Here is an 11,522-nt window from a genome sequence, read left to right on the forward strand (position 1 = left end):
ATGAGCATTGAACGTCGTTCCGTACTCAAGGGCATGGCGCTGGGCGGTCTGGCTGGTCTGACTCTGGGCCATACCGGCCTGGTTAGTGCCAGTCAGGCTGCCAAGGCCGTGACCCGCAAGCCCCTCCTGGTACTGGTGAGTGGAGCCGAAGCCGAAGCCGTGTTTGCCGGCGGTGCTCAGGCGCACCCGGCTGCAGGTGCCACCACCGTATTGCGTACCGATCATGGGCTGGAATTCATCTCCGCCCTGCAGCGGAGGCTGAAGGCGTCTTCCGGCGAGCGCATCATAGGTCTGGTTGACGATGCCAACGGCACGCTTATTCTGGACCTGGCCCGTAGTGCTGGCGCTCGTCTGCATTGGTCCGGTCAGCATGTCACCGAAAACGGCCAGTCTCGCCACCGGTTGTCGGTCACCCAGAGCTCCGCCGCCTGCGGCCATCAGTTCATGGCCCTGAGCGAGGGGTGTGCCACGCCGTCGGCCAGCGAGGATCTGATCCTGGCCGCCAGCCACCAGTGGGTACCGGCGCTGGGCTTTGCCCTGGCGTCACCCGAGCCGGGTCGCCGCTATCTGCGTGCCACACCACCGACTCAGGCCGCGGCTTTGACCGGCCACTATGTTTCATTTTCCATTGAGACCTGAAGGATCCCCATATTATGAGTGAACAAAACTACAAGGTATTGCCTACCGGTGTTGAGCAGGGTGACTTCCATCAGGCCATCGAGAAGTTTCGTGCCCTGCTGGGTGACGAGAATGTGCTGGTGGAAGAGGCCCAGCTCAAGCCCTACAACAAGATCATGATGCCCAGCGAGGACGCCGAGCACACGCCGTCCGCCGCCGTGACCGCCACTACCGTCGAGCAGATCCAGGGCGTGGTGAAGATCTGTAACGAGTACAAGATCCCGGTGTGGACAGTGTCTACCGGCCGTAACTTCGGCTACGGCAGCACCGCGCCCCATCACCGCGGCCAGATCATTCTCGATCTGAAAAAGATGAACAAGATCCTCGAGGTGGACGCGGAGCTGGGTACGGCCCTGGTCGAGCCGGGCGTGACCTACCAGCAGCTGTACGACTACCTGCAGGAAAACAACATTCCGCTGATGCTGTCGTTCTCGGCGCCGTCCGCCATTGCCGGTCCCCTGGGCAACACCATGGACCGCGGCGTGGGCTACACCCCCTACGGCGAGCACTTCCTGATGCAGTGCGGCATGGAACTGGTGCTGGCCAACGGCGATATTTACCGCACCGGTATGGGCGGCGTGAAGGGCGACAACGCCTGGCAGGTATTCAAGTGGGGTTACGGCCCGACCCTGGACGGCATGTTCACCCAGGCCAACTACGGCATCTGCACCAAGATGGGCTTCTGGCTGATGCCCAAGCCGCCGGTGTACAAGCCGTTCGAGATCAAGTTTGAGGAAGAAACCGATATCGCCGAGATCGTCGAGTTTATTCGTCCGCTGCGTCTCGCCCAGATCATCCCCAACTCCGTGGTGATCGCCGCCACCATCTGGGAAGCTGCAGCCGCAGGCGTGCGTCGCTCGGACTACACCAGCGAGCCGGGCGCCACCCCGGACGCCATCCTCAAGCAGATCCAGAAGGACAAGGACCTGGGCGCCTGGAACGTCTACGCGTGCCTGTACGGCACCCAGGAGCAGATCGACGTCAACTTCAAGATCGTCACTGACGCGCTGAAGAAGCTCGGCAAGGGCAAGCTGGTCACCGAGAAAGAGGCGGGCAATACCCAGCCCTTCAAGTACCGGTCCGAGATGATGAAAGGCATCCCGAACCTGCAGGAATTCGGTCTGTACAACTGGCGTGGGGGCGGTGGCTCCATGTGGTTTGCCCCGGTCAGCCAGGCCAAGGGGGCCGAGTGCGACAAGCAGTACGATTTGGCGAAGAGCATCCTCAACAAGCACGGCCTGGACTACGTGGGCGAGTTTATCGTTGGCTGGCGCGACATGCATCATGTCATCGACGTACTCTATGACCGCACCAATCCGGAAGAGACCAAGCGTGCCGATGCCTGCTTCAACGAGCTGCTCGACGAGTTCGAGAAGCGCGGCTATGCCGTCTATCGGGTCAACACCCGCTTCATGGATCGGGTAGCCGACAGCTACGGTCCAGTCAAGCGCCGTCTGGAGCATACCCTCAAGAAGGCTCTGGATCCGAACAATATACTGGCGCCGGGCAAGTCCGGTATCGATCTGGACAAGTTCACCGACTGGTAAGCAACCAACGGTGTTGATGACATCGTTGCGATGACATTATTTTGATAACTCTTTATCCGGAGTCGGTTTTATCTCGTTATTAATACGAGAAAAACAGGCTCCGGTTTTTTGTACCCTAGATTCGGGAAGTTGATGAAAAACATCCGCCCGAAACGGATCATCAAATTGAGACAATAAGGAATATTTCATGAAAGGAATCCTCAAACCTTTGATTCTGGCCTTGGCTGTGGCTGGTCTGGCACCCACCGCCGCCCTGGCCGAGAGCCAGTCGGCTTCGGCCGCCGAGGTGAAGGAACAGAGCCAGACCCATGTGGTGATGCTTGGTACCGGCACTCCGACTCTGCAGCACAAGCGGGCCGGTCAGGCCATCCTGGTAGTGGTCGACAAGGAAATGTACCTGTTCGATGCGGGCCCCGGCTTTGTACGCAATCTCAAGGCGCTGTCCGGCAAGGACTTTATGCCGCCTGATGTGATGTTTACCAATGACTCCATGTATGGCGGCCTGGACAAGGTGTTTATTACCCATCTCGATTCCGATCACGTGCTGGGTCTGCCCGAGTTGCTGCTGCGTCCCTGGGTGCTGGGCCGGGATCAACCGATGAAGGTGATTGGCCCCAAGGGCACTCAGGGGCTGGTTGATAACAGCCTGGCGGCATTCAAGGATGATCTCGATCACCGCCTTTATGGCACCCAGCCGGCCAATGCCGACGGCTATAAGGGTGAAGTGACCGAGATCAGTGACACCCAGATAGTGCACCAGGATAACAAGGTGACGGTGACGGCGTTCCGGGTGCCCCACGGCAGCTGGGATGAGGACATGTCCTTCGGTTACCGGGTGGAAACCCCCACCAAAACCATAGTGATCAGCGGCGATACCCGCATGGACGAAGCCAACTACGAGCATTTCAAGGGGGCCGATATCCTGATCCACGAGGTGATGCACGAGGGCGCCATCTCCCGCATGCCGGAAGACTGGCAGAAGTACATGTACCATGCCCATACCAGCACTCGCCAGCTGGCTGAGATCGCCAAAGAGGTCAAGCCCGGCCTCTTGGTCATGAACCACCCGCTGTTTTTCGGCAAGACAGATGAAGACATGGTGGCGGAACTAGCACAGCATTACGATGGCACATTTGTGCTGGCCAGCGATCTGGATATTTACGAGTAAGGGCTGTTTGCTTGTTGACGAAGAGGGCGCTTAGCGCCCTCTTTTTATTACAGCTCTCCGTTCTTGTCGGCGACCGAGGCGGCCGCGCTGCGGATACTGTTCATGAACATCTGCACCGCCGGGGTGGGAAGGGGATCGGCCCGGGTGGTCAGGCCCACGGGTCCCAGGGTCTCCTTGGTGTCCAGCGGCAACTCCATCAGCTCCCCTTCTTCTATTTCACGCGCCACCACCCCTCGGGAGATGATCCAGATGGCATCGGTCTGGCGGATATATTCCTTGCCGAACGAACCCGAGATCGTCTCTATACGATCAGACAACAGGCCTATGCCCTGAGAGATCAGAAAGCGCTCGGCAGATCCGGCAATAATAGAGTCTTTGGTCGGAAACAGGACATTGAACTGTTGTATCTCCTGAATATTGAACGGGGTACGGTCAAGCAGGGGATGGCCGGGGCGAACAACGAAGGCCACGCGCTCCGAATAGAGGTGTTGAAAAGACAGTCCGGTCATCAGTTCGGGCTCGGCCAGTCGACCGACCACCAGATCCAGCTCGCCGACTCTCAGCTGACTGAGCAGCAGCGTATTGGGGCCCGAAGTCAGATTAAGGGTGACATCCATCCCAGACTGTCTGAAGTTGATCACCGCGCCCGGCAACACACTGGCGGCTACCGTGGGCAGTACGCCGACGCTGATACGCATACTTCCTTTCATCTGCGCCTGAATGATGCTGTCGGTACCTTCGCGCAGGGCGGACAGACTGGCCCCGGCATACTTGAGAAACACTTTGCCGAACTGGGTCAGCTCAATGCCTTTTTTGCTACGGTTCATCAGTTTCACTTCCAGCATTTCTTCCAGCTCTTTCAGGCTTTTGGATACTGCCGGCTGAGTCAACGATAGTACATCGGCGGCGCGAGTAACGCTGTTCTGGCGAGCGATTTCGATAAAACACTGCAGGTGCCGGAACTTGATTCGATTTTCTATCATTTATGCCTCTGTAGCTAAGCGGAATATGCGACTACGACTAGATAATAGTCAGACAGATACCGTATTGTTATTTATAAATACATTGCCTCCGAAAAATCGCAAGGTCTTTGAATATCAAATAAAAATAAAGGCTTGCATGTGGTGTTTTATTGCAGGCGTTTTATGGCGTATTGAAATGGAGTTAACGGTTAAGTGTGGGGTGTCGGGAGGTATTATATTATCGTTCCCTTGATTTATCATCCCTGTCATCAAGCTCAAACCGCCCCCTCTTCTGAATACCCGGATTTTGACACAGGACTTCCATCACCCTTCAGCTCAACCCTGGTAGCTGTCTCGTTATACAGAGTATTCCTGTTGGTGCCGCCCTCGAGGGCTTAGGAAATACCTTCCTCCGTAAACTGCACAGGTTTGATTATGGCAACCCCTCTCCGGCAACTGAAGAGCGATCGTCCCGTATCAAGCTGGGTTCTCTCCCCCCTCAGAGTCTGAAAGGCGCTGTGTTGTTTGAAGGTGTGCATGATAGTCGGGTGTTTACTGACAGAGAAAGGCTGCCGAGCGAGACGTTGGATCCGGCAGCTATAAATTGGAGTGACAGCAATGGGAGTGGCTATAGTGAAGATGACCTTTGGCAAGTAGCAGGAGAGAAAATGATGAATAAATGCCTGATGTTATTGGCTTTGGTTGCTCTTGGCACACAGGCTCAAACTCGGAGTTACTCTGTACTTAGCACTGATGCTGCCCAGAAAATGGTGGCTGCGGGCCTCAAGCAATGTACCAAGGACGGTTATCATGTAACCGTTGCTGTCGTTGATCGTTCAGGTGTACTCAAGGCGTTGGCTCGGGATGAGCTGGCAGGACCCCATACGATAGAAAGTGCCCGTAAAAAAGCCTTTACCTCCGCTTCCATGGGGGTGAACACGACCGATATGGCGAATAATATTGCCGACAAACCGGCGTTATCCGGCTTGCGCGATATGCATCCGGATATCCTGATTTTGGGCGGGGGAGTGCCAGTACGCATCGATGATCAGCTGGTGGCGGGTATTGGCGTCGGTGGGGCTCCCGGTGGGCACCTGGATCAAGCCTGCGCCGAGGCGGCATTAAAGACGCTATTAAAATAATGGTTCGTCAACAGCACCAACAGAGCATGTCATTGCCGATGAGAGAAAAGGGGGCCATCCGCGTCGATGCCAGTAAGATTTCTCCGGTGTTGGCATCTCCGCTGGCCATGTTGGTTAGATATTTAGAGGGAGCGAATAGGCATCACTTACTCGGTAGTGATGCCTATTTGTGTTTAAAGTTGAATCCTGAGTGAATAATTGGGCGAAAAGCTTAAGCTGTTCTAAAATTACGGCTTGAGCGAGGTAAATTGCGGGCAGGGTGGGCAGCCAGGCGGTTGTTCTACACTTTTCCATAAAGTAACCGAAACGAAAAAATGGATAAGTGGCACTTATAATAAACAATGGACAGGAAGTCCTATGCGATATTTACTTGAAAAAGCTAAAGTTCAGAACCGCTTTGGTGATGAACGATGTGACTCTAAATTCAGCTTTATTCGCTGGTTTTCATTGCTTAGTGCAGTGTTAATCGCTGTTGTTGCGCTCGGTGTGGGCTACATCGTCACCCAGTTTCTGCTGCGAGAAAGCATAGAACGAGATTCAATGCTGACCGCCCAATTCATACAAAGCATTGCCGACGCAGAAGTTAACCATGCCGGCGTCCCCTTGCTGTCCAGCATGGGAGAGTTGCTTGCTTATACTCCCCAGTCTGCTCCTGACGGCTCGGTTGTTGCTGTAGATGAGCGGATAAAAAAGACGCGCAATGAGTTTCTGGATCATGTTGCCCACTTGCCGGATGTCTTGTTGGCCAATGTCTATACATCGGATCGAACGCTTGTCTGGTCAACCAATCCTGCGTTAATCGGTCAACACATCCCCAATAATCACGAACTGGAAGACGCGTTTACCACCAGGCATACAGTGGCATCCAGCCGCATTAAAGTGGATAACCAGCGCATCGAACAACAGTTTCGCTGGTTACCCGAAGAACTGTATATAGAGAACTATGTTCCGCTGCTTGATTTCGACGGTAACGTGGTATCCGTGGTGGAAATCTACAAGGAGCCCAAGGATCTTAATGCACGGATTCAGCGCGGCTATGTGCTGATCTGGCAGTCAGTCGCCCTCGGCGGCGTTTTGATGTATCTCGGTCTGTTCTGGATCGCCTACCGGGCGTCCGGCCTGATGGCCTCGCAGCAGCAGCAGCTGATCGCGAATGAAACATTTGTCGCCCTGGGCGAAATGTCTTCTGCCGTGGCTCACAGCCTGCGCAACCCCTTGGCCGCAATTCGCTCCAGCGCCGAACTGACGCTAGAGCTATCTGCTCCGCCAATCCATAAAAACATCAACGATATCATTAACCAGGTTGATCGCATGTCCCAGTGGATTCGCGACTTGCTGGTATCATCTCCTTCCCTTAATGGCGATAGCGAAGCGGTGGATCCACTGGCAGTGATCCAGGAAGCCCTGCTTGCCTTCGAGCCGCAAATAAAAAGCGCAAACATTCAGGTTGAATGCGACATAAAACAACCCCCCCTGGTGGTTAGCCGACGAGTATTACTCACACAAGTCTTTAATAGCCTGATAGCGAATGCCATTGAGGCAATGCCTGATGGTGGTCTGCTACGCATTACGATAGAGCAGGATAGTAGTCAGCGGTGCTTGCACCTGACCATCAGTGATAGTGGAAAAGGCATGTCCCAGCGGCAAAGAATCATGGCGTTCAAACCATTCTATACCACCAAACAAGGGGGGGTCGGAGTCGGGTTGATGCTGGTGAAGCGTTTAATGGAGCGCTTTGGTGGACAGGTTAAACTGACTTCTTGCGAACAAGAAGGTACTAAGGTGAGTCTGCGTTTCAAGGTAGCCACGGGAGGCAAGCAATGGAGTACAGTATACTGATCGTCGAAGATGACGTGATGCTGGCGGAGAATATTCAGAACTACCTTGAACTCAAACAGTTTGAGGTGACGGTGTGTCACTCGGCCGAAGAGGCGATTGAACGATTGAAAACGCATCATCCAGATGTAGTACTGACTGATAATTCGCTGCCGGGCCAGAGTGGGGTAGAGTTGATCCGGCACATTCACCTCAGTGACCCGCTACTCAAAGTAATTATGATGACCGGCTTTGGCAACATAGAAGATGCTGTTGAGGCAATGAAGGCTGGCGCCTTTCATTATTTGACCAAACCTGTTGTTCTGGCGGAGCTTAAACTGTTGCTCGATAAAACCCTGGCTGCCCAGCGTATGGAACACCAGTTGTCTTTTTATCAGAGTCGCGATGTAAAGAATTCGGGGCTGGAGGCCATGATTGGCAACTCGTCGGCCATGCAGGGGGTTAAGCAAATGATACGTCAATTGCTGAGTGCCGAAAGCCGCATGACAGACGCAGATTTGCCAAGTGTGTTAATTGAAGGCGATACCGGCACCGGAAAAGAGTTGGTGGCTCGGGCACTACATGTCGACGGTGTCAGGCACAAGGAACCCTTTATCGAGTTTAATTGTGCTTCGATCCCCGCACATTTGCTGGAAGCCGAATTGTTCGGTCATGAAAAAGGGGCATTTACCGATGCCAAGGAACGTCGAATCGGATTGGTGGAAGCGGCGGACGGTGGCTCTTTATTTCTGGACGAGGTGGGTGAGATGGACCTCGCCTTGCAGGCCAAGTTGCTTAAATTACTCGAAGACCGCACCATCCGTCGCATCGGCTCGGTAAAAGAGCGCAAAATCAACCTTCGTATTATCAGTGCGACCAACCGTAACCTTGAGCAAATGGTGCAAGAGGGTACCTTTCGACGTGATTTGTTTTATCGTCTGCGGATCATTTCCATTAAGGTGCCGAGCCTGTCATCCCGTGGTGATGATATTCTGTTGCTGGCCCGCCACTTTTTGAACCTGCATGGCAAGCGTTATGGCAAGACGGGCTTGAAATTTACGGCCGAAACGGAAGCATTGCTCAAAGAGTATCATTGGCCGGGAAATGTGCGAGAGTTGCGCAATATAGTGGAGCAGGCGGTGCTGCTGGCTCAAGGGGCGCTCATTATGCCCAGCCAGCTGGCGATCTGCCCGAGCCAGAGCGAATCTCCGCCCTCTCAGGAACATGTGGCTGAGGAGGAACCGAGCGAAGCCAGCCTGCCGGAAATTGAACGAAGTCTGGTTATCAAGACACTCAACAAGACCGACTGGAATGTGACTAAATCTGCTCGTCTGTTAGGTATTACGCGGGATATGCTGCGTTATCGTATTGATCGTCTGGGCCTGAGCCGTCCAGTGCGCGGCTAGTGACCGGAGAAGGTTCATGAGTGGCATCGAGCTTGTCTGCTCATGCTGCTCATGCTGTTACTGGATGCTTGAAGCCAGATCGAAAATGGGCATATACATCAGTACCACAATCACGCCGATCAGCAGGCCGATAAAGGTCATCAGTAACGGCTCGAACAAGCGTACGAACCATTCGACCCAGCGATTGTTTTCCTCATCATAAAAGTCTGCCGTACGTTCCATCATTTCCCCGAGATTACCCGACCGTTCACCTGCACGCAGCATGCGCAGGGCGACCGGGGTCGTCAGCCCTTTTTGCGCCAGTGACTCCGACAAGGCATGACCCTCTTGAATGCCCAGGATCGCCTGATCCAGTTGTTGACGCGACACGATTCCCAGTAGGCCGCGCACCATGTTCATGGCGGTCAGAATGGGTATTCCTCCTTGCAACAGAATCCCCAGTGAACGGTAAAAACGCGCCAGTTCATAGACGAACAGGCGTCGACGAATGGCGGGTACTTTATTAATCAGTCTCACTATGGCCTGTCGCACATTATCTTGTCGGAGCAGTAGGGTTGAAGCCACAATAACCAGCATCAGGCCGCCCAGCATACCGGCCTGATGCTGGTTGAGGAACAGCCCGGCTCGCAACAGCAGCTGTGATAGCCAGGGGAGATCAGACCCCACCCCTTCGAATACCAGACTAAAACGGGGTACCACATAGCCGATTAAAAACAGCAGCACTCCGCAACCGACAACGAACAGCAGGATCGGATAGAGTGAGGCGCTGACTATCTTTTGGCGGATTTCATCCATACGGCGATGGTAGCTGACATAGCGCTCCAGAGACTCACCGACGGTACCGGTTTTTTCGCTGGACTGGATCAAGGCAATATAGAGAGGTGGGAAGTCAGCAGGAAACTTCCCCAACGCCAAAGAAAATGATTTGCCCTCGTAGAGTTGACGAACCAGACCCGACAGAATATCGCTTGCCCTGGGGGTCGATTCTTTTTCGGCCAGACTTTCGAGTGCATCAATCAAGGCCAGGCCAGCGTTCAGCAAGGTGGCAAGTTCTTGGCTGAACAGCAGCAGCGGAAAAGCCTCGCGGGGACGCCAGCGACCGAGTGACCAGGCCTGCTTGGGGCGTATCGCCAACACGCGTACTTGTTGCTGCTCGGCAAGCTGCAAGGCGTCAGCTTCGGATGAGGCTTCCAGCGTAAGGGAAACAATCAACGCCTGTTTATTTACCCCTTTTATATGAAAGTGCATCTGGCCTTACCTCGCTACTGCCAGCTGGTGATATCGGCATTCTCGCCATCACCGCCGGGTTGACCATCTTTGCCCATCGACAGCAAATCGTAATCGCCATATTCACCAGGAGAGCGATAAATGTAGTCCTGGCTCCAGGGATCCTGAGGCGCTTTTTTCTGCAGGTAAGGGCCTCCCCATTTCGGTTCGTTGTTCGGTGCCATAACAAGGGCGTTCAGGCCTTGCTCGGTACTGGGGTAACGACCTACGTCCAGTCGATAGAGATCCAGAGCCTTGGACAAGCCTTCAATCTGAGCCTGGGCTACCTTGATTTCGGAGCGACCCAGCTGACCAAAGTATTTGGGCGCTACTATTCCGGCCAGCAGGCCGAGTACAACCAGTACCACCAGCAGCTCTAACAGTGTAAAACCCTGCTGTTGATGTGGACCCTTCATAGAATTCCTTTCCATAATTTTGTCCTCCATTCCTTGGTGATAAAACCGGCTCACGCAGTAGCCATAAGTGAGTTAATGCAATAACCATGCAAGATGCTCTCTTAATAGACTTTTATTTTGGGCACATTATTTGCTTGCATGAATGCTCATAGCGAGGAAGGGATCTTCTCTATCGGCCGGTATGTTCAATCACTGCTGCGGGGATCAAGGATGAGAGTGTCGACCCTATTTTGGCTGGTGCTGGGATTAACGACTTCGGCTCAGGCCGACGTGTACATGGCAACCGCCCAGGACGGCAGTATCACGCTGACGAATATTCCGTCTAAAGGGAGCCGTTTCAAACTGTTGCTGCGTGAACCTGTGGTGGCTCGGCCTGGGCCTGGCTCCAGGCCAGAGGTATCGCCGTTACCCGGCTTGCAAAAGCGCCCCTTTGCAAAGCTGATTGCCAAGGTGGCCGGGGAGCAAGAACTGTCGGAGAGCCTGCTGCATGGGGTGATTTACGCCGAGTCTAGCTACAATCCACTGGCACTTTCCCCCAAAGGCGCGGCGGGCCTGATGCAGCTGATGCCTGCCACGGCACAGGAGCTTGGGGTCGATGATGTATGGGATCCGTTGTCGAATATCCGTGGCGGTGCGCGCTATCTGAAGCAGCTGATGAAGATGTTCGACAACGATTTGTCTTTGGTGCTTGCAGCCTATAATGCGGGCCCTGGTGCCGTCAGAGCCAGGGGAGACAGTATCCCGCCTTTCCCGGAAACCCAACGCTATGTAGCCCGAGTGACCGAGCATTATCGGCGGCTGCAAGCGGTACCTCAGTAATGACTTCAGCCCGGACTTTCCCCGAGACTGGGGCTATGCGCCCATATTTGGTGAACACACTTCGTATTGGTAGACGTTGAAATCGTCGCCATTTTTTACCCGCTTGAATCATCACCGCATTGATGTGGCTATCGCCATCGGCGAGCCACAGTGAGGCAGGCAATCTTGGGCGAAGGTCCCCATTAATGGGTGAAGATAACCCCCATTAATGGAGTGGTCTTTGCAAGCTTTTGATTTTATTGCCTTTACTTCTGGAACAAATTTTGCAGCTGAGCTTTGTACCTAGAGATGCTTGGTAACGAC

Annotated in this window: 11 protein-coding genes; 7 read left to right on the forward strand and 4 right to left on the reverse strand. The window is 54.1% G+C overall.

All coding sequences use genetic code 11. From position 1 onward, the window contains the following. Positions 1–639: a hypothetical protein gene (locus ACN0VL_RS05775; protein ID WP_417615411.1), complete on the forward strand. Its 639-nt coding sequence runs from the start codon at positions 1–3 to the stop codon at positions 637–639. Positions 640–653: 14 nt separating this feature from the next. Then, positions 654–2,225: an FAD-binding oxidoreductase gene (locus ACN0VL_RS05780; protein WP_417615413.1), complete on the forward strand. Its 1,572-nt coding sequence runs from the start codon at positions 654–656 to the stop codon at positions 2,223–2,225. Positions 2,226–2,261: 36 nt separating this feature from the next. On the opposite strand, the gene ACN0VL_RS05785 is transcribed toward ACN0VL_RS05780, so the two are convergent. Continuing rightward, positions 2,262–2,414 (reverse strand): hypothetical protein, encoded by a 153-nt coding sequence (locus ACN0VL_RS05785; protein ID WP_417615415.1) that lies wholly within the window; start codon positions 2,412–2,414, stop codon positions 2,262–2,264. On the opposite strand from ACN0VL_RS05785, the gene ACN0VL_RS05790 reads away from it, so the two are divergent. Beyond that, positions 2,413–3,393: an MBL fold metallo-hydrolase gene (locus ACN0VL_RS05790; protein ID WP_417615417.1), complete on the forward strand. Its 981-nt coding sequence runs from the start codon at positions 2,413–2,415 to the stop codon at positions 3,391–3,393. The two genes, ACN0VL_RS05785 and ACN0VL_RS05790, sit on opposite strands and share 2 nt — an antisense overlap. A gap of 47 nt (positions 3,394–3,440) precedes the next feature. Here ACN0VL_RS05790 and pcaQ read toward each other — a convergent pair whose 3' ends face one another. Next, entirely contained in the window at positions 3,441–4,376 is a 936-nt protein-coding gene (pcaQ, locus tag ACN0VL_RS05795) for a pca operon transcription factor PcaQ (protein ID WP_417615419.1), read from the reverse strand. A 647-nt stretch (positions 4,377–5,023) separates the two neighbouring features. Between pcaQ and ACN0VL_RS05800 the strand changes: the two genes are divergently transcribed. From ACN0VL_RS05800 to ACN0VL_RS05810, 3 genes are all read left to right on the forward strand, one after another. After that, a complete protein-coding gene (locus ACN0VL_RS05800; RefSeq protein ID WP_417615421.1) occupies positions 5,024–5,497 on the forward strand; it encodes a GlcG/HbpS family heme-binding protein in 474 nt (157 codons plus the stop codon). 357 nt (positions 5,498–5,854) lie between these two features. Beyond that, positions 5,855–7,336: a sensor histidine kinase gene (locus ACN0VL_RS05805; RefSeq protein WP_417615423.1), complete on the forward strand. Its 1,482-nt coding sequence runs from the start codon at positions 5,855–5,857 to the stop codon at positions 7,334–7,336. Further along, complete coding sequence (locus ACN0VL_RS05810) at positions 7,318–8,718, forward strand: sigma-54-dependent transcriptional regulator (protein ID WP_417615425.1); 1,401 nt, start codon at positions 7,318–7,320, stop codon at positions 8,716–8,718. The genes ACN0VL_RS05805 and ACN0VL_RS05810 overlap by 19 nt, the downstream gene beginning before the upstream one ends. Before the next feature lie 57 nt (positions 8,719–8,775). Here the strand turns inward: ACN0VL_RS05810 and ACN0VL_RS05815 are convergent, their stop codons facing one another. Together ACN0VL_RS05815 and gspG are read right to left on the reverse strand one after the other, a co-directional pair. Then, on the reverse strand, positions 8,776–9,966 hold the full coding sequence (locus ACN0VL_RS05815; protein WP_417615427.1) for a type II secretion system F family protein: 1,191 nt from the start codon (positions 9,964–9,966) through the stop codon (positions 8,776–8,778). Positions 9,967–9,980: 14 nt separating this feature from the next. Beyond that, positions 9,981–10,400, reverse strand: coding sequence for a type II secretion system major pseudopilin GspG (gene gspG, locus ACN0VL_RS05820; protein ID WP_417615429.1), 420 nt, complete (start codon positions 10,398–10,400; stop codon positions 9,981–9,983). Positions 10,401–10,616: 216 nt separating this feature from the next. Here gspG and ACN0VL_RS05825 point away from each other — a divergent pair, with 216 nt between their 5' ends. Then, positions 10,617–11,219: a lytic transglycosylase domain-containing protein gene (locus tag ACN0VL_RS05825; protein WP_417615431.1), complete on the forward strand. Its 603-nt coding sequence runs from the start codon at positions 10,617–10,619 to the stop codon at positions 11,217–11,219. Positions 11,220–11,522: the final 303 nt, after the last annotated feature.

Source organism: Oceanisphaera sp. (genome assembly GCF_048268965.1).
GTDB lineage: Bacteria > Pseudomonadota > Gammaproteobacteria > Enterobacterales > Aeromonadaceae > Oceanimonas.